The organism is Devosia sp. UYZn731 (assembly GCF_040546795.1).
GTDB lineage: Bacteria > Pseudomonadota > Alphaproteobacteria > Rhizobiales > Devosiaceae > Devosia.
Genome location: NZ_JBEPOL010000007.1, coordinates 115,861 through 134,291, shown reverse-complemented (window position 1 = coordinate 134,291; position 18,431 = coordinate 115,861). Strand labels below are relative to the sequence as shown.

The 18,431-nt window shown below is 62.9% G+C and carries 19 protein-coding genes; 4 read left to right on the top strand and 15 right to left on the bottom strand.

From position 1 onward, the window contains the following. On the top strand, positions 1 to 753 hold the full coding sequence (locus tag ABIB57_RS18200) for a FadR/GntR family transcriptional regulator (protein WP_354042612.1): 753 nt from the start codon (positions 1 to 3) through the stop codon (positions 751 to 753). 50 nt (positions 754 to 803) lie between these two features. Here the strand turns inward: ABIB57_RS18200 and mepA are convergent, their stop codons facing one another. From mepA to ABIB57_RS18170, 6 genes are all read right to left on the bottom strand, one after another. Then, entirely contained in the window at positions 804 to 1,661 is an 858-nt protein-coding gene (mepA, locus tag ABIB57_RS18195; RefSeq protein WP_354042611.1) for a penicillin-insensitive murein endopeptidase, read from the bottom strand. 138 nt (positions 1,662 to 1,799) lie between these two features. Further along, positions 1,800 to 2,783 carry an ABC transporter ATP-binding protein gene (locus ABIB57_RS18190; protein WP_354042610.1) on the bottom strand — a complete coding sequence of 328 codons (984 nt, stop codon included), beginning with the start codon at positions 2,781 to 2,783 and terminating at the stop codon, positions 1,800 to 1,802. Beyond that, positions 2,780 to 3,751, bottom strand: coding sequence for an ABC transporter ATP-binding protein (locus ABIB57_RS18185; protein ID WP_354042609.1), 972 nt, complete (start codon positions 3,749 to 3,751; stop codon positions 2,780 to 2,782). Before ABIB57_RS18185 ends, ABIB57_RS18190 begins: the two co-directional genes overlap by 4 nt. Then, positions 3,748 to 4,665, bottom strand: a complete 918-nt coding sequence (locus tag ABIB57_RS18180) for an ABC transporter permease (protein WP_354042608.1) — start codon at positions 4,663 to 4,665, stop codon at positions 3,748 to 3,750. Before ABIB57_RS18180 ends, ABIB57_RS18185 begins: the two co-directional genes overlap by 4 nt. Continuing rightward, complete coding sequence (locus ABIB57_RS18175; RefSeq protein ID WP_354042607.1) at positions 4,662 to 5,585, bottom strand: ABC transporter permease; 924 nt, start codon at positions 5,583 to 5,585, stop codon at positions 4,662 to 4,664. The genes ABIB57_RS18180 and ABIB57_RS18175 overlap by 4 nt, the downstream gene beginning before the upstream one ends. Positions 5,586 to 5,640: 55 nt before the next feature. Then, complete coding sequence (locus ABIB57_RS18170; protein WP_354042606.1) at positions 5,641 to 7,164, bottom strand: ABC transporter substrate-binding protein; 1,524 nt, start codon at positions 7,162 to 7,164, stop codon at positions 5,641 to 5,643. A gap of 125 nt (positions 7,165 to 7,289) precedes the next feature. Here ABIB57_RS18170 and ABIB57_RS18165 point away from each other — a divergent pair, with 125 nt between their 5' ends. Together ABIB57_RS18165 and ABIB57_RS18160 are read left to right on the top strand one after the other, a co-directional pair. Further along, the gene (locus tag ABIB57_RS18165) at positions 7,290 to 8,075 is read left to right on the top strand and encodes an IclR family transcriptional regulator (protein WP_354042605.1); all 786 of its coding nucleotides are present in this window, start codon (positions 7,290 to 7,292) and stop codon (positions 8,073 to 8,075) included. A 70-nt stretch (positions 8,076 to 8,145) separates the two neighbouring features. Then, on the top strand, positions 8,146 to 8,859 hold the full coding sequence (locus tag ABIB57_RS18160) for an RraA family protein (RefSeq protein WP_354042604.1): 714 nt from the start codon (positions 8,146 to 8,148) through the stop codon (positions 8,857 to 8,859). A gap of 12 nt (positions 8,860 to 8,871) precedes the next feature. Here ABIB57_RS18160 and ABIB57_RS18155 read toward each other — a convergent pair whose 3' ends face one another. Genes ABIB57_RS18155 through ABIB57_RS18115 form a run of 9 tightly spaced genes read right to left on the bottom strand, consistent with a single transcriptional unit; the run spans position 8,872 to position 17,461 of the window. Next, entirely contained in the window at positions 8,872 to 9,636 is a 765-nt protein-coding gene (locus ABIB57_RS18155; RefSeq protein ID WP_354042603.1) for an enoyl-CoA hydratase/isomerase family protein, read from the bottom strand. Then, a complete protein-coding gene (locus ABIB57_RS18150; protein ID WP_354042602.1) occupies positions 9,636 to 10,829 on the bottom strand; it encodes a CaiB/BaiF CoA transferase family protein in 1,194 nt (397 codons plus the stop codon). Before ABIB57_RS18150 ends, ABIB57_RS18155 begins: the two co-directional genes overlap by 1 nt. Before the next feature lie 12 nt (positions 10,830 to 10,841). Further along, positions 10,842 to 11,612 (bottom strand): SDR family NAD(P)-dependent oxidoreductase, encoded by a 771-nt coding sequence (locus ABIB57_RS18145; protein WP_354042601.1) that lies wholly within the window; start codon positions 11,610 to 11,612, stop codon positions 10,842 to 10,844. After that, the gene (locus ABIB57_RS18140) at positions 11,612 to 12,793 is read right to left on the bottom strand and encodes an aldose 1-epimerase family protein (RefSeq protein ID WP_354042600.1); all 1,182 of its coding nucleotides are present in this window, start codon (positions 12,791 to 12,793) and stop codon (positions 11,612 to 11,614) included. The genes ABIB57_RS18145 and ABIB57_RS18140 overlap by 1 nt, the downstream gene beginning before the upstream one ends. A 10-nt stretch (positions 12,794 to 12,803) precedes the next feature. After that, positions 12,804 to 13,136 carry an L-rhamnose mutarotase gene (locus tag ABIB57_RS18135; protein ID WP_354042599.1) on the bottom strand — a complete coding sequence of 111 codons (333 nt, stop codon included), beginning with the start codon at positions 13,134 to 13,136 and terminating at the stop codon, positions 12,804 to 12,806. Positions 13,137 to 13,140: 4 nt separating this feature from the next. Continuing rightward, positions 13,141 to 14,052, bottom strand: coding sequence for a carbohydrate ABC transporter permease (locus tag ABIB57_RS18130; protein ID WP_354042598.1), 912 nt, complete (start codon positions 14,050 to 14,052; stop codon positions 13,141 to 13,143). Further along, positions 14,039 to 14,974 (bottom strand): carbohydrate ABC transporter permease, encoded by a 936-nt coding sequence (locus tag ABIB57_RS18125; RefSeq protein ID WP_354042597.1) that lies wholly within the window; start codon positions 14,972 to 14,974, stop codon positions 14,039 to 14,041. Before ABIB57_RS18125 ends, ABIB57_RS18130 begins: the two co-directional genes overlap by 14 nt. 25 nt (positions 14,975 to 14,999) lie before the next feature. Beyond that, positions 15,000 to 16,274 carry an ABC transporter substrate-binding protein gene (locus ABIB57_RS18120; protein WP_354042595.1) on the bottom strand — a complete coding sequence of 425 codons (1,275 nt, stop codon included), beginning with the start codon at positions 16,272 to 16,274 and terminating at the stop codon, positions 15,000 to 15,002. Between the two features lie 35 nt (positions 16,275 to 16,309). Then, positions 16,310 to 17,461 carry a mandelate racemase/muconate lactonizing enzyme family protein gene (locus tag ABIB57_RS18115; protein WP_354042594.1) on the bottom strand — a complete coding sequence of 384 codons (1,152 nt, stop codon included), beginning with the start codon at positions 17,459 to 17,461 and terminating at the stop codon, positions 16,310 to 16,312. 97 nt (positions 17,462 to 17,558) lie between these two features. Here ABIB57_RS18115 and ABIB57_RS18110 point away from each other — a divergent pair, with 97 nt between their 5' ends. Continuing rightward, complete coding sequence (locus tag ABIB57_RS18110) at positions 17,559 to 18,233, top strand: GntR family transcriptional regulator (RefSeq protein ID WP_354042593.1); 675 nt, start codon at positions 17,559 to 17,561, stop codon at positions 18,231 to 18,233. Positions 18,234 to 18,431 lie beyond the last annotated feature (198 nt).

The following is an 18,431-nucleotide window of genomic DNA, read 5'->3' as shown; positions in this document are numbered from 1 at the left end:
ATGATCGAAGCAGGCAGCCTTATTCGCTCGCTATCCGGGCGACCCGCTGCACGGAATTTCCATACCTTCGTTCTCAATGAAATCGGCCTTGGCATCGTCACGGGCAGATTTCCTGTCGGCTCAATCTTGGCAAGCGACGCTGTCATGATGGAAACCTATGGGGTCTCGCGCACCGTGTTGCGCGAGGCGCTGAAGACGCTCGAAGCAAAGGGCATGATTGAAGCCCGGCCAAAGGTTGGCACGCGGGTTTCTCCCCAAAGCCGCTGGAGTTTCTTTGATCCCCAGGTCCTCAGCTGGCATTTCTACGCCAGGCCGGACCGTAGATTTTACGAGAGCCTGTTCGATATCAGACGGGCCCTGGAGTCACGCGCCGTTATATTGAGCAGCAGACATCGCACCGCCGAACATGTTCGCCTGATGAAGTACTGGCTTCATCAGATGGACATGTCTGAAAGCACGTTGGAAACCCATGGCCTGGCTGGCCTTGAAATCCACAGGGTGATCGCCGAAAGCTCCGGCAACATTCTGCTCAGGTCGGTTACCGGCATTGTTGAACTCACCTTGGCTTTGGCTCTCAAGTCTCTCGCAGGGCCGGAGGCGATCGGTTACCGCAATGGCTCGGTGGAGGCTCACACAAGACTCCTCGTGGCCATCGAAGGCGGCAACAGCGCCGATTGCGAACAGGCAGTCGGCGAAATCATCGCCATGGATGCTGAGCACGCGATGAAAGCTGTTTCACCGCAATCCATGTGATCGCCTTTCCAGCGCCGCCCCATCGTGGGCACGAGCACCAGAAAACCGTGTCAATTCGCCCGCAGCACCGCCGTGCAGGCGTTGGGGAGGTCGGCCAGCGTCAGTGGCGGCGATGGAGGGCTGGTGCTTGGCTGGTATGGGGCGTCGGTGAACCAGTAATCGAGATCTGCCCCGCAGCCATCACCGGCTGGAACCGGGCTTTGATCGATACAGGATTGCGACGTTGCGGGGCATGCGAGCCTCACATGGAAGTGGTCGTCATGCCCGTACCATGGCCGAAGCTTGCCGAGGAAGCTTCGGTCGCGCCAGTTGATCGCGCAGAGCGACCGCTTGATGCCGGGGGCGACAAAAACACGAGCAACGCCAGGCAGTTGTGCCGCGCGATAGATGAGAAGGCGCTGGGCTTCGCCGAATAGCGCGGGGTCAACCTCGCGTGTGCCTGCCTTCAGCACCGATATGGCAGAGAGGCTTTCCCGCTCGCTGGCGGGGATGGTTTGGTTCGGCATCGGCTGCAACCAGATATCGACGTCGAGGCCGATTTGATGGGACGCATGCCCACTGGCCATCGGTCCGCCTCGAGCCTGCCCCATATCGCCCACAAGGATGCCCGGCAAGCCGTCCTGCCCTACCGCCTGGGCCAGAGACTCGATGTACTGGACAAGCTCGGCGCTCCCCCAGCGCCGGTCACGAGATAACCGCATCGCCTGCCAACCCGGTCCATCCGTTGGCAACTGAACCGCGCCGCCGATACAGCCCTTCGCATAACTGCCAATGACCATCTCGGGGCCTGCGGCGGGCTGGTGCATCTCACCAAAGAGATCGCGAGCCGGTTGGGCAGAGGCGGGGGAGCCCAGCATCAGGATGGTGATGAATGCAGCAGCCAGAATACGAAGAAGCGTCATCGCCATGCCGTTCCAAAGCCAACCCGCCCAGCGCCGGTCGCTGTTGGGATGCCGCAAGCAAGCTAGCATCTTGGACACGCGATGGCGACGTCATGGACTTCGTGGTGTGGCCTCACGTCATGCCTTTGCCGGGCAACGCTATCGTCAATTCGTGCTGACGCCGATCGGCTCTGCATAGTGACAGGCCGTCAAAAGCGTTGGGTCATTTCCGCGAGCCATCAGTTCGGGAGCCTCCCGCGCGCAAAGTTCGGTGGCCTTCCAGCATCTGGTGCGGAAGCGGCAGCCGCTTGGGGGATTGCTTGGGCTGGGCAGGTCACCCTGCAGCACGATCCGCTTGCGCCTGCCGCGCTGGGTTGGATCGGGCGTGGGCACTGCCGATAGCAATGCCTGAGTATAGGGGTGGGAAGCGCGATTGAAGATTGCCTGTGTCGGGCCGCTTTCGATGATCTTGCCCAGATACATCACCATCACCCGATCCGAGACGTGGCGCACCACGGCGAGGTCATGGGCAACAAACAGCATGGCGAGATTGCGCTCGCGGCGCAGGGTCGCCAGCAGGTTGATGACTTGGGCCTGCACCGACACGTCGAGCGCCGAGACAGGCTCGTCGCAGACCAGCAGAGCTGGATTGAGCGCGAGGGCACGCGCAATGCCGAGCCGTTGGCGCTGGCCGCCGGAGAACTCGCCGGGATAACGCAGGGCATGCTCGGGGCGCAGACCGACCGCCACCAGCAGCCGGGCAATCTCGGCCGGCCGTTGCGCGCGCGGCAGCACGTCCGGATGCAGCGCCCATGGTTCGGCGATCAGCCGATCGACCCGCATGCGCGGATTGAGGGACTGGTAGGGATCCTGGAACACCACCTGCATCTTGCGGCGCATGTCACGCAGCGCGCGGCCTCGGGCATGGGCGATATCGGCACCATCCAGTTCAGCCGTACCGGCAGTGGGAGCATTGAGACGCAATAGTGTCCGCACGAGGCTGGTCTTGCCGCAGCCGCTTTCACCCACGAGGCCTAGCGTTTCACCGCGCGCGATCTCGAAGCTGACGCCATCCACAGCGCGCACTGGCGCACCGGCATCGCCGAAATGCTTGGACAGGTTCTCGACCTTGAGCAGGGGCTGGTTCACGCGAAAGCTCCTGGAAAATGGCAGGCAACCTGGCGGCCCTGGCCCGCGACGGCGAGCAGCGGCTCGACTTCGGCGCAGAGGTCTTGGGCGCGTGGGCAGCGGGTGCGAAAGGCGCAACCCGACGGCAGTGCCGCTGGATTGGGCGCCGAGCCGGGGATCGGCACGAGATCGGGCGTTTCCACATCGACGCGCGGCTGCGAGGCCAGCAGGCCCTGACTATAGGGATGCTGCGGCGTGGCGAACAGTTCGAAGACGCTCGCGGTTTCCACGATACGGCCGGCATACATGACCGCAACCCGATCGGCGAGTTCGGCGACGACGCCGAGATCATGGGTGATAAAGATCATGCCGGCGCCACTGCGCTGTCGGACCGTCGCCAGCAGATCAACGATCTGCGCCTGGATGGTGACGTCGAGCGCCGTGGTCGGCTCGTCGGCGATGATGATATCGGGCGACAACGCCACCGCCATGGCGATCATGATGCGCTGGCGCATGCCGCCGGAGAATTGATGCGGATACTGATCGGCGCGGCGAGCGGCGTCAGGAATGCCCACTGCCTCGAGCAGGTCGATGACCGCGGCCTGCACCTCAGCGCCGGTCTTTTTCTGGTGGATGCGGAACATCTCGCCGATCTGCCAGCCTACGGAATAGACCGGGTTCAGCGAGGCCAGCGCATCCTGGAAGATCAGTGCTATGCGGGCGCCGCAGAGATCGCGCCGCTGCCGTGGCGGCAGGGCCAGCAGGTCGATGCCGTCGAAGATGATCGCACCGCGATCCACGGCACCGGGCGGATTGGGCACCAGGTCCATGATCGCTGCTGCGGTGACGGACTTGCCCGAACCGCTCTCGCCCAGCAGCGCCAGCACCTCGCCGCGCTCCAGCGAAAACGACACGCCGGCCAGCGCTTGGATCCGTCCGGCTTCTGTACCGAAGCTGACCGCCAGGTCGCGAATATCGAGCAGGCTCATGGTGTGCGCTTCCGGCTGGTCAGGCGCCAGCGCTGGGTCGGATCGTTGACGATGCGAAACCAGTTGGCGAGCAGGTTGAAACTCATGGTGGTGAGCATGACGGCAAGACCGGGAAAACAGGCGAGCCACCAGGCGGTCGCCAGATAACCCTGCCCCTGCGCCACCATCAGGCCCCAGCTGACGGCCGGCGGCTGGATGCCAAGCCCGAGATAGGATAGCCCTGATTCAAACAGCATCACCATGGCGACATTGACCGAGGCCAGGGTCAGCATGGTGGGCGCCACGATAGGCAGAATGTGATTGCGCAGGATCCACAAAGGACCGGCCCCGAACACGCGCGAGGCGTCGACGAACAGCCGCTCGCGCACTTCGAGCACTTCGGCGCGCGCGACGCGAATGTAGGCCGGCATGCGGGTGATGGCGAGCACGAGGATCAGATTGGTGACGCTGGGACCGAACAGGTAGAGCCCGACTAGTGCTACCAACAGGGTTGGGAAACCCATGACGATATCGGACACCCGCATAATCAGATTGCCGATATGACCGCCGGAATAGCCGGCCACCATGCCGAGCACGAGGCCACCGGCCAGGCTGGTCAGCACCGCCGCGAGCGCGATGCCGATCGAGGCGGAGGCGGCTTCCGCCAGGCGCGCCAGCAAGGGGCGGCCCAAAGCATCAGCGCCAAGCCAGAGTTTCCAGCCGAACGAAATATCGAACGGCGGCAGGTTGCGCGCCTTGAGGTCGATGCGGCCGCCGGAGAAGGCGCCCAGGTTGAAGGCGACAATGCCAGCAACCACGATCAGCAGCCAGATCGCCGCGGCCAGTGCAGTCGGATCCCCAACCAGCGCACGCCACAGCCATTTGAGCCGGGACAGCAGGGACGAGCTGGGCGCCAGGCCTTCAACCGCGCTCATTGTTCGATCCTCACGCGTGGATCGATGGCGGCATAGAGCATATCGACAGCAATATTGATGATGAAGATGACGATGGCGACGCAGAAGATCGACGCTTGCACCAGCGCGAAGTCGCGCTTGAGAATGCCGTCGATCAGCAGCTTGCCGATACCGGGAAAGCCGAACACCACCTCCACCACGCCGCCACCGCCGGCAAACTGCGCCGCCAGATCGCCGGTCACGGTAATGGCTGGCAGCAGCGCATTTCGCAGGGCATGCACGAAAGTGACGCGGCCGGTCTGGGCACCCTTGGCACGGGCGGTGCGGACGAAGGCGGCATTGAGCGCCTCGAGCATGGAGCCGCGCACGATTTGGACCAGCGTGCCGAAGGGCCGGGCGAACAGGCACACCACCGGCAGGACCCAATAGATCGGGCCGCCAAACCCCGACGTGGGCAGAACCCGCAACGTCACGGCGAACACCAGGATGCACATCAGGCCGAGCCAGAAATCGGGTACGCTGGCCGCAGCCTGGGAGACGAGATTGATCACGCGGTCGACCCAGCTTCCGGCGCGCACGGCGGCGACGGAGCCAAACAGCACCGCGCCACCAAACGCAAAGGTGAGGGCGATGGCACCCAGCGCCAGGGTGTTGGGCAGAGCCTGCAGCACCACTTCGATGGCCGGGCGATTGTGCCACAGCGAGGTGCCGAAATCGAAGCGCAGCATCTGCCCGCCCCAATCGAGAAACTGGAAGAATACGGGCTGATCCAAACCCAGCTTGGTGCGCATGGCATCGCGCGCACCCTGGGAGGCATCGACCGGCAGATAGAGATTGACGGGGTCGCCGGTCAAGCGGACGAGGAAGAACACGGCAATCATCAAGCCGGCCAGAGCCAGCAGCGCGAAGGCGGTTCGCTTCAAGAAATATCCAGCGGACATGGGCAATCCTGGGGCGGCTTACCCGGCGATATGCCGGGCAAGCCTGGGGTCACGTTCAGCGATAGGTGATGGATTTGAGCTTGAGCTCGTTGCCGGCCTGGACATCGGGCACATAGGTGATGCTCGGCGCGATGCGGGCGCTGGTCACCATGTGGAACAGTGGCACGATGTTGATATCGTCCACTGCGATCACCTTGAACGCCTCCTGGAACAGCTTCTGCCGCTCCTCGCCAGTGGCCTTTGAGGCATTGGCGATCAGCGCATCGAGCGCGGTGTCGACCGTCGTGGACGTATTGCCATCGGTGGTGAAGCGGTTGGGCAGCGTGAAGACCGCGTCGCCCTGCGTGTTGTCGATCTGGGACTGCAGAATGCTCGGCTGACGGGTACCTTCCCAGGGCTTGATCAGCTTGGCCAGCCAGGGATTGGTCTCCATCATTTCGAGCCGGACGTTGAAGCCGGCGTCAAGCAGCATGGCCTGGATGGCCTCGAGGCTTTCCGAGGAGTTCGGATAGATGCCAATGCGGCCGTAAAGCACGATTTCGGTATCCACCGCGACGCCATCGGCACGGGCTTGTTCGAGCAGGGCGCGCGAGCGCTCCGGATCGTAGGTCCAGACTGGAATATTGGGATTGTAACCAAACACCGATGGCAACACGACCTGCATCGCCTTTTGCGCCCCCGCATGGAAGACGGTGCCGATCAGGCCATCGCGATCGATGGCGAGGTTCAGCGCTTCACGCACGCGCTTGTCGTCGAGCGGAGCAATGGCCTGGTCGATGCGGAGCAAGCTGGTCTCGGCATTGAGATAGGCGTAATCGTTCGCGGTCGTGGCATCCTGCGGGGCGATCTCGAAGGCGATCTGCGCCTCGCCGGTATCCACCATGGCAGCACGAACGGCGGACTCGGCACGCCAGAAGATGTTGACGTTGGCGATGGCAGGCTTGTCACCCCAATAGCCATCGAAGCCGGCCAGCACGACGGACTGGCCTTCGTTCCAGGCGGCGAGAGTATAGGGGCCGGTGCCGATCGGCGCGCGGGTCTTGGCATCGGCCGGGGTAGAAGGAGAGCCGATATCGAGCGACGCCATCTTGTTGGGCAGGATCGGCTCGACGATGTCGGTGCTGATCCGCAGGGTCAGAGGATCAACGACTTCGGGGGTGAAGACCACGCCCTTCAGATCTGCATTGGCAACTTCGCAACCCAGATCCGGCGATTGTGCTCGGATCAGCGCTGCGGCGACGGCGGCGGCGTCGAAGGGTGTGCCGTCGTGAAACATCACGCCTTCGCGCAGCTTGAATTCCCAGGTCAAATCGTCGACTTGGCTCCACTCCGTTGCCAGGCTCGGCAGCACCGCCCCATTTGCCGGGTCCAGATTGACCAGCGTCTCGGTGACGTTGTTGCGCAGTACGCGCGAATTATTGGACAGGTCGGTGTCGCAGGGATCGAGCGATTTCGCCTCGTCGGTCACCACGACCGTCAGGCTGTCGGCTTGCGCGGACGCGGGGCTGGCCATGGCAGTCCCCAGCAGCAGTGTGGTCAAAAGCGTGGCGCCCCAGCGGAGCGGCTGTTGTGCAGTCATCAAATTCCTCCCTGTACCGCGTCCACCAAGTGAGCTAGTTTCAAATGTGACATCGGCTCGTCATCAAATTCAGCATACGGAACCTAGATTGTCAATCTTGGTTTCAAATAGGGTTTTTTAAGTTCATGGATGAAATCCGACATGGTTCGCCTGTGGTTGAGAAAACTGCCCACCTGCTCGGCGCAATCGCGGATGCGCCTGCGGGCATCTCGCTCAACGAACTGGTCGACAAACTGGGCGTTGCGCGCTCGACGGTGTATCGCATTCTCAATTCGCTGACGGCACACGGCCTGGTTGCTCGCGTCAATGGCGGGTCAAATTATGCGCTCGGCCCCAAGTTCATCGAACTGGCGCGCCGCATTTCGCCCAATGCAGACCGCGTCACGCTGACCGAAGCCGCTAAACCGATCCTGCAATCGGCGGCCGAGCGCCTCCGCGAATCGTTCAAGCTTTCGGCCCCCGAAGGCCATGAGATGATGGCCATATTCGGTGTCGCAAGCCCCGCGGAATATGCCCTGACGATCCGTATTGGGGCCAAGACGCCCAAGCATGTCGGCGCGTCGGGCAAGCTCGCGCTGGCCTATGACGATGCCGAGGCCGTGGCGCAATATTGCGCAATGGGCCTGACGGCGCGCACGCCCTATACCATCACCGAGCCTGAGGCTTTGCTGGAGACCTTGGCACGGATTCGGCGCGACGGCTTTGCCGATGACAATCTGGAATCCAGCCTGGGCATTCGCGCCTTGGCAGCGCCGGTCTTCGACGCCGAGGGGCACTTCGTGGCCGCCATCAGCGTGCCGTTTATCGGCGATGCCACTCCCGAGCGAACCCGCGCCATTCGCAAGGAAGTGCTGGACAGTGCCGACGCGGTGATGCGCACTATCAATGGGCGCAAACCAAGTTCCAAATAAGAAATTATAAATCCCATATTGAACTTCTGCGACGAAGCCTGCTATTGGCCTTGCGTCAAGGAGGAGCGACATGACGCTTTTGGATCTCAATACGCAGCGCAAATTGAAGCGTGCGAGTTCGGCCACCCTGAGCACGCTGCTGCTCAAGCGCGGGATGCGCAATACCGCTGTTCGCGGGGTCAAGCTGCTCGGCACCATTACTGAACCGATGGTCGGCCCAGCGTTGACCGTGCGCTATATCCCGGCGCGCGAGGATATCGACGGTTCCGAATACAGCTCAGACCCCTCCAACTTCCAGCGCAAGGCCATCGACACGATAGAGGCCGGTCACGTCCTCGTGCTGGATTGCCGCTCCATGCCGGAGATTGCCGGCATCGGCGCCGTGCTTGCCCGTCGCCTGGTCTATCGCCAGGCCGAGGGCCTGGTGCTGGATGGCGGCGTGCGCGACACGATCGACATGGCGACGCTCGACCTGACCACATATTGCCTCGGCGCCGCTGCTCCGGCGAACCTGGTGGCGCACCACGCCTCGGACATGAACCAGCCGATCGCCTGCGGGGGCGTGGCGGTCTATCCCGACGATATCATGTTTGGTGATGGCGAGGCCGTGATCGTCATTCCGCGCAAATATGTCGAGGAAATAGCCGACGAAGCCGTCGCGATGGAGGAGCACGAAGTGTTCATCAAGCTCGAGATAGACTCGGGCGCCCCGACGCTGGGCGCCTATCCTCCCAACGCCGAAGCCAAGGCGCGGTACGAAGCCTGGCGCCTCCAGAATAGGTGAACTCGCTTTAGGCTAGCGTCTTCGAAATATTGGAGACCGCTTCTCCTTGAAAGCGGCCCGCCCTTCCTTGGCGTCCTCGGTTGCAAAGCAGATGGCCTGGAGATCGCGCTCATAGGCAATCGCATCCTCGATGCTGAGGGCCCAGGCGGCGCGGAGGTTGAGCTTGGCGGTTTCGGCAGCGATGGGGGCGCGGGCGGCGATGGCCTTGGCGATGTTTTTGGCTTCGGCCATCAGGGTCTGCTGAGGAACCACGCGGGACACGAGGCCCCAACGTTCGGCCGTGGTGGCGTCGATCGGATCACCGGTCATGATCATCAGGGCGGCGTTGGACGGTCCCACGGCGTGGGCGAGGTTAACCGCCATGCCGCCACCGCCGATCCAGCCCAGCTTGATTTCCGGTGCGGCGAAGCTGGCATTGGTAGAGGCGATGCGGATGTCGCAGGTCATTGCTGTCTCCAGCCCGCCCCCAAACGCGTAACCGTTGACCGCCGCTATCGAGGGCTTGAGCAGTGCCCGGATCGCGTCACAATAATCCGGCCGGTTGCGGAAATTCCACGCTGAGTCGTAGTCGTCCAGCGTGCGGATATCCGAGCCCGCGCAGAAGGCTTTTTCACCCGCCCCGGTGATGACGACGCAGCGGATCGCATCGTCGGTGTTGAAGTCGTTGACCGCCGCGACCAATGCGGCCGCCATGTCCGGCGTCATCGCATTGAGCTTTTCCGGCCGGTTGATGGTGATGATGCCGACTCCATCCTCGCGTTCGACCAAGATGCTCATCAGATCGTCCCTTGGACGATGGCGCCTTCACCCAACAGCCGGGCGATGGTGGCCTCGTCGTAGCCCGCCTCCCGGAGCACGTCGGCGGTATCCTGCCCCGTCACCGGCGCGCCGCGATCGACAGTCGAGGGCGTCTTGGAGAATCGGATCGGAAAACCCGGCGTCTTCACATGGCCTTCGGTGGGGTGGTCATATTCCACGAAGGTGCCGTTGTGCTTGATCTGCTCATCCTCGACCAGATCGGCATAACCATAGACCGGACCGCACCAGATATCGGCGGCGCGCAGCAGCGCCAGCCATTCGGCGGAGGTCTTGGTCTTGAGGCGCTCGCGGGTCTTGGCGAAAATTTCGTCGCGCCGGCTCCACGTATCCACCTCATCGTCCATGGTCAGGAAGCTCGGCTCACCGATGACATTGCCGAGGTTTGCCAGCTTGGGGAAGGCCACGATGATGAAGCCGTCCGACGTCGCGAAAGCGCCGTAGGGCGCGCGGATATAGACGTGGGCATGCGGCTCGGCCGAACGGGTCTGCGGCTTGCCGCCGACGGTGAACACCGAGAGTTCCTGCATCTGGATCGTGGTGATGGCATCGAGCATGTTGACCTCGACCTTCTGCCCCTCGCCAGTCCGTTCGCGATGAAGCAGCGCGGCCAGCGCGCCCTCGAACGCGTTATAGGCGGTGATCGCGTCGACCAGATACTGGCCGGCGGGGTTGGGTGGCTCGCCCGCGCGACCGGCCGACAGCATGGCCCCGGACATGCCCTGCAGGACAAGGTCCTGGCCGGGACGGTTGAGATAGGGCCCGTCCTCGCCATAGCCGGAAATCGACACGTAGATCAGGCGCGGGTTGATCTGGCTCAGCGTCTCGTAATCGACGCCCAGCCGCTTGGCGACGCCGGGCCTGTAGTTCTGCAGGAACACGTCGGCGGTCTTGACCAGTTCGAGCAGGATGGCCTTGCCGTCCGGATGCTTGAGGTCGACCGCCAGCGAACGTTTGTTGCGGTTGAGCGAGAGGAACGAGACATTGACCTTGTTGCCCCGCGCGCCACCGGCCGCGGTATGGCGCTGCCATTCGCCGGTCACCGGCTCGACCTTGACCACGTCGGCGCCGAGATCGCCCAGGCGCTGCGCCGCGAAGGGACCGGCCATGGCGATGGAGCAATCGAGAACGCGATAGCCGCTGAGGATACCCATGGAAACTCCAGGTCAGTACATGATCCAGCCGCCATCGACATTGATGGTCTGGCCGGTGATGAAGGAAGCCGCGTCCGAGGCGAGGAACATCAGCGCATTGGCGATATCGTTGGAATTGCCGCGGCGCTTGATCGCCTGGCTGTCGATTATGCGCTTCTCGTAAGCAACGAGATCGGGATGGATTTTTTCGGCGTCTGTGGGGAAGGCGCCGGGCGCGATGGCGTTGACGGTGATGCCATAGGCACCGAATTCGCGGGCCCAGGCGCGCGCCAGACCCACCAAGGCGGCCTTGGACTGCACATAGGGCGTTAGGTCCGACCAGCCGCCGGAGCGGGTGATCGAGGACATGTTGATGATGCGCCCCCAGCCCTTGGCCTTCATGAAGGGTAGCGCGACCTGGACGCAGACGATGCCGGCATCGACATTGATTGTCTGCACGCGCTGCATTTCGGCCAGCGTATAGTCCTCGAACTTCTTCGAGGGATAGATCGCGGCATTGTTGATGACGACATCGAAGCCGCCGATCTCGTCGGCAATGGCCTGCAAGGCGCCGCGCAGGCCCTCGAGATCGGACAGGTCGAGCTTATGGATGGCGAGGCCGTCGAGGCCTTGCTCAGCGGCCGCGGCCCGCAGCGCCGCGATCTTGGCGTCGTCGTTGTCGATGGCGATGACGCGCGCGCCGGTTTGCAGCAGATGCAGTGTGGTTTCGAGCCCAAGGCCACCGGCGGCACCGGTGTAGAGCACCGTCTTGCCCGCCAGCGAGCCGAAATTGTCCTTGCCCATCAGCCGCGTCCTTCGATCTTGATATGGTTGTTTGATGGCTCCGGGTAATCGTCATCCGGCTGGCCGGAAATGGCGCGGATGCGCGCTTCCGATGCCGCGATGGCCGCCGCGCCATCGAGAATGCGGAAGGTTGAATCATACCGCCGCTCCTCGCCATGCTGCAGCCAGATCATCTCGCCGCGATCACGCGCCGCCTGATTGCCCAGCACGTGGTGCGTCGATGGTTCGATGCCCAACGCATATTGCCCCGCCTGCAGGTTCTGCCACTCGAACTGGCAGGGGAACTGATCCTTGCGGGTGGTCACCTCGAACCCAACGCCGAGCCGGTCATTGACCAGCGCCACCGGCACCTCCCCATTCGCGTCGGCGCCTAGCTCGTGCTGCCAGACCTGTTCGTGAAAATCGAGCTTCGGCGCCGGTAGCGTGCGGTAGCCGGTATCCTGACTGCGATAATCGGCGCCGGCATGCGCAGCCCAGACGACGTCCCGGATCGGGGCCAGATAGCGCGAGCCCGCGTCAAGAACGGGATGGCCTACATTGATGTGGTAACAGAGCATATGCGGCGTCTTGTAGAAGCCGTGATTGACCACGCGATCGGTGAGCCGGATTTCGTTGGTCCCCACCTCCGCCTCGATCCGGCGGATCAAGTGTAAATCCTCGCCGAACACGGCCGATTGCTGCACCACGCCCTCGGCCCAGAGGAAGCAGCGATCGTCCTCCCAGCGCTCGCCATAGCCGGTCAGGCGCGCCGGGATCGTGCCGACACGGCCATGCAGCGAATGGCTGACGGTCTTCTTGGGAGAATAGATATAGGTCTGCGCCGAGACCTCGTTCATGAAGAGGATATGGTCCAAGCCGCAGGTGACCATGAGGCCGGAGAACGAGCGCGCCCAGGCGAGACCGCCCTCCCCTTCATATTCGTGCAGACCCGGATGCCGGAATCCGGCCGGGGAATTCCAGCCGATGGGTACCCCCCTGAACTCGCAATCGGCGATGTCCATCGCCCGATCGACCAGCGCCGTGAAGCGTAGCCCGGTGCCGGTCCGGAATTCGAGCATGCGGATGCCGCGCTCGACGCCGTCGCCCAGCGTCATCAGCCGAACGCCTGCGAACTGGCTCAGCGCGCCGGCATGCTCAGCGATCTCGCGGCGGCTATAGGCCCGTCCGTTGAGCTGCACCATCGAGGTCTCCTCAGTCCAGGTGGTAGATTTCCGGGATGGTGCTCCACCACTCGCCTGGCGCGGCGGTCTTGAGCGGCGCCTGGCACGGGTCGGTCAATGCCAGCCATTGCTTGGTGATGGAGCGCTCGCCGAGCAGGGCCATGTCGGCCGCGTAGTCGGTCCCCGCATATTCCCAATAGCCGAACAGCAGCATTTCGGGCTCGCGCAGGTAAATCGAGTAGTTGGCAATGTTTGCCGCCGATAGCGCTGCGTCCATTTCCGGCCACGGACTGGCGTGGAGGCGCTTATACTCGTCGAGCTTGTCGGGCTTAACGCCGATCACCATGCCCATCCGCTGGACCATCTGCCTATCCCTTGATGCCGCCGGCGGTCATGCCGCTGACGAGATAGCGCTGCGCGAACAGGAACACGATCAGCACCGGCGCGATAGCCAGCAGCGTCCCCAGCGCCAACGAGGACAGCGAGATGGTGGTCGAAGCGGCATTGGTTGGATTGAAGGCCGGCACGTTGGAGAGCAGCTCCGCCAGCCCCACCTGTACCGGCGACTTTCTGCCCGGCAATGTCACATAGGGCAGGAAGTAGTTGTTCCAGTTGCCGGTGAAATTGAAGAAGCCGACCAATGCGATCACCGGTGTGGCGAGCGGCATGGCGATCTTGGTGAACACCTGAAACTCATTGGCCCCATCGACACGCGCCGCGTCCAACAGGTCGCGGGAGATGGCGGTCGAGAAGTAGATGTAGGTCAGATAGACGCCGAACGGGAAGAACGAAAAGGGCAGGATCGCCGCCAGCGGGTTGCCGATCAGCTTCACGGCGCTGAGTTCGAGAAAGATCGGCAGCACCAGCGCGGTTGAGGGCACCAGCATCACGATCAAGGTCGCGGCCAGCAGCGTGCGGCGTCCGCGGAACTCAGTCAGCGCCATGGCGTAGCCTGCCGGGATCGAGATGATCAGCGTGATCGCCAACGCTGCGAGGCAGTAGAAGGCCGAGTTGCCAATCCAGGTCCAGATCAGCCCCTTCTGAAACGTGACGAGCGTCGTCCAGTTGGCGGCAAGTGTTTCGAAGCTGCCGAAGGCAAAGGGCATTTCCAGGAGCAGCTGCCGGTCGGTCTTGGTCGGGGCCAGGACGAGCCAGACCAGCGGCACGATGAAGAACAGCACGAAGACGATGAGGATCAGGATCGCGAAGGCGCGGCCCAGCCACCGGCCCGGCGTCATGCGGCCAACAGCCCCATCCATGGAAAAATCAGACGCGCTCAAACAAGCCACCCTTGAAGACGAAGTAGACGGAAAGGACCAGCGCCACCACCAGCAGCATCAGCGAGATGGCCGCCGAGCCGTTGAAGTCCGACTGTTTGAAGGCGTAGAGGAAGGCCAGCTGGTTGAGCGAATAGTCCTGCCCGACAACGCCTCGGCTCGCCTGCGAGAGCACCCGAGGCTCGACAAATAGCTGCGTGCCCGCGGCAAACGACATGATCACCATATAGGCGATCCACTTGCGCATCAGCGGAATCTGGATCGACCAGGCGATGCGGATGGGACGGGCACCATCGACGCGCGCCGCCTCGATCACGTCCTTGGGGATATTGTTGAGGGCGCCGTACATGACCACGATCCAGCCACCAGCGCCGGTCCAGAAGGCGATGACGGCCAGGACGAACGGGAGCCGATCGACCTGCACCGCGTCGACCAGCGAGGTTGACCCGAAGGCCCGCAGCATGAAGCCCACCGGGCTGACGGTGGGATCGAGCACGAAGAGCCAGAGCATGACACTGGATGCGCCGGCGAGCGCGCCGGGAATATAAAACAGGAACCGGGTGCCGGTGGATAGCCAGCGGATACCGATCGAGTGGACCAGCAGCGACAGCAGCACGACCAGAACCACCAGCATGACGAGCCAGACGACGAGGAAAATGCCGACATGCTCGACCGCCGGCCAGAACCGGTAGTCCCTAAACACCTTGAGGAAATTGTCGACGCCGACAAACGCGCCCTTCTTGGTGAAGGCGAGATAGATGGCATAGAGCATCGGCAACACGCCGAATGCCAACAGGAACAGGGTATAAAGGCTGACGAACGCGGCACCCATCCGCCCCTGCGCACGCTCGATGCTGTGGCGGCCGGCCTTGGCCGGCCGCCCGCTCGTGGTCGAGCGGGCAGTCGGTTGGTCAAGCGTGGTCACGTCGTCAGACCTCCAATATCGCAGGTTATTCGACTGTGTAGCCGACGACCTGCGCCTCGTTCTTCATTTCCTGCTGCCAATCGGACGACAGGTCCGTCATCGTCTTGCCTGCGACGAGGCCCGGCGTGATGATCTTGGCCCACGAGGTTTCAGGCGAGAAATTGGGGTAGCCCCAGCCATTCCACACGCTCGACGCCGCAGTGTTGATCGCCGCCTTGAAGTCGCCGGCGTAGAAACCGCTCGCTGCCTGGCCGTCAAGCCACGCATCGGCCGCAGCCTGGTAAGCCGGCAGGCCGCCAGTGCCCGCGACCTTGGGGTCGGAGACGATGAACTGGAGGAAGGTCTTGACCGCCTCAGGGTTGGTGGTGTGGCTCGAAGCATACCAGACGCCGCCGCCCACGTTACCCGTGACCTTCTCGCCGTCCTCCCAGTACAGCGGGGGCGCCGCGACCCAGTCGCCGGCCTTGGCGTTGACGCCGCCCGGGTTCTGGAACAGTGCGCCGGCATACCAGGCCGGGCCCGGGATGGCGACGAGGTTGGCGGCGGTGGCGACAAAGCTGGCGCCGAACACGCTGTCGAGCGTCAGCGACTTATTGGCCACCATATGGTCGATCAGGTTAGAGACCTTCACCGCTTTGGGATCGGTGGTGTTCGACTTGAAGGTATCGCCCTCGAGCTGGAAGATCGGCGCCTGGCCGCTCCAGTAGTAGATATAGGGGCCTTCGAACGCATCGCCGATGCCGCCGAGGAAGTAGCCCGGATGGTCGGCGGCGAGCTTATCGCCCAGCGCCTGGTATTCCTCCCACGTGGTCGGGGCTGTATAGCCGAAACCATCGAGCAGCGTCTTGTTATACCAGAACAGCACCGGCGCGAGGTCATTGCGCAGGCCATAGACCTTGCCGTCGACGGTGACCGGATCGAGGGCGCCGGGGGTGAAGCCTTTCAGGAAATCGTCACCGAGGAAGCCCTCGTTCAGCACCTGCGCGAACGGCTGCACGCCATTGGTCTCTTTGGTGGCCCAGGCGGCATCGTTGTTCTGGGTCGAGAACACCACGTCCGGCCAGCCTTCGCCGGCTTGGTCGGCGAGGCTGATCTTGGTCTGGAAGGTGCCCGAGGCACCCGATGAGCCATCATCCACGACGAGATTGACCGGAACTTCCGGATGGGCGGCGATGAACGCCTCGACGGCCGGCTGGCGGTTGGCGTCGGCCCAGACGGTGATGCCGGTGGCATCCTGGGCGAAGGCGGCGCCGGCGACGAAGATCGCCGAGAGCGCTACCGTGGTGCGCAGAAGATTCATGTTGCTCCTCCCTGGAGTGTAATTTGCTCGAAACTTCAGGCCGCGCGCTGTTGTCCTCTGGTGCGCGGATTGAATGGGGCTTCGCCGAGCTGATCGCGCGGCAACAGATTGGGCCGCGACCAGTCACGGCGGGCAGTTTCGCTCAGCACCAGGCCATGCCCGGGGCGATCCGGCGCATAGGCCACGCCATTTTCGATGCGGATCGGCTCATCGACCAGATGATCGAAATTCTGGAATGAATATTCGAGCCACTCGACCTCGGGCAGTGCGGCGGCCATATGCACGCCGGTTTCGAGGAAGGTATTACCCAGCGAGACCGGAATGCCGCGATCGGCGGCAAGCCATCCAACGCGCATGACATCAGTCACCTGACCATGCACGTTGAGAATGTCAGTGCCGCCCGCCTCCATCAGCAGGCGCTTGCCATTGGCGTCCAGATACTCGCCCGAATTGATCATGGTCCAGGGCGCGGATTGGCGCAGCAGACGCAGACCGTCATGATCGTTGCGCAGGATCGGGTCCTCGACCCAGAGCAGCTCGTACCCGGCCTTGCGGATCGTCTCGAGCTTCATCAGCGCTTCCTTGGCGCCCCAGGCCTCGTTGGCGTCGATCATGATCTTGGCGTCCTTGCGGACGGTGCGGGTCAAAAGGTTCAGCCGATGCAGGTCCCATTCAAAATCGGGATTACCGACCTTGATCTTGAAAGCCGGGTAGCCGATCGCGTCGGCATGGCCGAAGAGGTCGACGAATTCGTCGTCGGTCAGGTGATAGTCCAGTCCCGAGGCATAGGCACGAACCTGGTCACGCGAGGATCCGAGCAGCTTGTGCAACGGCAGATCGACCTGCTTGGCCGCAAGATCCCAGAGCGCAACCTGCAGCGCCTCATGGAATGGCAGCGTAAGGGCTCGCTGCTTGCCGCCGCGCGGCCTGCCGACACGGTGGGCCAAGGCGGCCGGCGCCTGCCCTTCCAGCCCGGGCCAGACTTCGCTGCGAAACACGCGTTCGATTTCGGCGACATCGGGCAGCGGGAAAAACAGGGTCTGTACGAAACCCAGACCGACCGCGCCGGTGTCGGTAACCAGCTCGAGGGCAGCCAAATTCGCGTCGTCGGCGCGGACCTGGCTATCGCCGATCACGCGATCGCGCGCAAACTGGAATCGAGTGAGTCTGAAATCGGCGATTTGCATGATACAACGTTCTGATCGACTAATTGCTCTGTCTGATCTATCAGACGACGAGCGTAATATAGAACCGAAGAGGTCTTCGCAAGTGGGTGAACGTCACTTGGCCGTTCCGGCAAGCGGGCCGATCCATGCCGGCCGGTTGAGCGATCTGGCTTATGAGCGCATCCTGGCGCACCTGTTCGATCGGCGGCTGCCTGCGGGCGCATTCGTATCGCAGACCGAACTGGTGGAGTTGCTCGGCGTGCCCGTTGCGCCGCTGCGCGATGCATTGCGGGTGCTGGAAGCCGAGGGCGTGCTAAAAATCCTGCCGCGCTCCGGAATCCAGTTTGTCAAGCCGGGGCTGGAGCTGACCAAATCGACCTACCAGTTCCGCACGATCATCGAGCGCGCCGCGGTGCGCGTCTTTGCCGAAACCGCAGACGAAGCCGCACTGGATGCTCTGGCCACCAGCCATGCAGCCCTGATGCGCCATATCGAGGACCATGGCCTCAGTGCCTACACGAACGAAACCATGGAAGTGCTGGAATCCGAGCTGCATGACGCCATCATCGGTGCGCTGCAAAATCCGTTGATAGATGGCAGCTACAAACGGATGCACCACTACCTGCGGCTGGTGCGCCTCGAACGCAAGATTACCCCGCCGCTGGTGCTGCGTTCACTCCGCGAGCACATGGAGATCATCCAGGCTTGTAGGGTCCGCGACGCCAATGCTGCAGAAGCGGCGCTGCAGGCACATTTCACCGCGGCGCTGCAGCGGCATATGGGACTGTTCTAGCAGGGGTGCCAATCAGGTGTCGATTGAGCCGCGAGGCCCGGGCTCAAGGCGCTGGGCCTGATCACGAACAAGGATAATCACAGCGCGGCAGGCAAACCTAAGTGTCATTTCAGGCATAAAACGAGCAAAATGCTCGCATCTGGGGTCATTTGCCTTTTGTTGGAACCATCTAGACCGATTGCCGTTCCTTCGGGTTGC

Bases quoted from the DNA above. Each gene is read 5' to 3' on its own strand.
- ABIB57_RS18200 (WP_354042612.1), top strand. From the start codon at position 1: ATGATCGAAGCAGGCAGCCTTATTCGCTCGCTATCCGGGCGACCCGCT.
- mepA (WP_354042611.1), bottom strand. From the start codon at position 1,661: ATGGCGATGACGCTTCTTCGTATTCTGGCTGCTGCATTCATCACCATC.
- ABIB57_RS18185 (WP_354042609.1), bottom strand. From the start codon at position 3,751: ATGAGCCTGCTCGATATTCGCGACCTGGCGGTCAGCTTCGGTACAGAA.
- ABIB57_RS18180 (WP_354042608.1), bottom strand. From the start codon at position 4,665: ATGAGCGCGGTTGAAGGCCTGGCGCCCAGCTCGTCCCTGCTGTCCCGG.
- ABIB57_RS18175 (WP_354042607.1), bottom strand. From the start codon at position 5,585: ATGTCCGCTGGATATTTCTTGAAGCGAACCGCCTTCGCGCTGCTGGCT.
- ABIB57_RS18170 (WP_354042606.1), bottom strand. From the start codon at position 7,164: ATGACTGCACAACAGCCGCTCCGCTGGGGCGCCACGCTTTTGACCACA.
- ABIB57_RS18165 (WP_354042605.1), top strand. From the start codon at position 7,290: ATGGATGAAATCCGACATGGTTCGCCTGTGGTTGAGAAAACTGCCCAC.
- ABIB57_RS18160 (WP_354042604.1), top strand. From the start codon at position 8,146: ATGACGCTTTTGGATCTCAATACGCAGCGCAAATTGAAGCGTGCGAGT.
- ABIB57_RS18155 (WP_354042603.1), bottom strand. From the start codon at position 9,636: ATGAGCATCTTGGTCGAACGCGAGGATGGAGTCGGCATCATCACCATC.
- ABIB57_RS18150 (WP_354042602.1), bottom strand. From the start codon at position 10,829: ATGGGTATCCTCAGCGGCTATCGCGTTCTCGATTGCTCCATCGCCATG.
- ABIB57_RS18145 (WP_354042601.1), bottom strand. From the start codon at position 11,612: ATGGGCAAGGACAATTTCGGCTCGCTGGCGGGCAAGACGGTGCTCTAC.
- ABIB57_RS18140 (WP_354042600.1), bottom strand. From the start codon at position 12,793: ATGGTGCAGCTCAACGGACGGGCCTATAGCCGCCGCGAGATCGCTGAG.
- ABIB57_RS18135 (WP_354042599.1), bottom strand. From the start codon at position 13,136: ATGGTCCAGCGGATGGGCATGGTGATCGGCGTTAAGCCCGACAAGCTC.
- ABIB57_RS18120 (WP_354042595.1), bottom strand. From the start codon at position 16,274: ATGAATCTTCTGCGCACCACGGTAGCGCTCTCGGCGATCTTCGTCGCC.
- ABIB57_RS18115 (WP_354042594.1), bottom strand. From the start codon at position 17,461: ATGCAAATCGCCGATTTCAGACTCACTCGATTCCAGTTTGCGCGCGAT.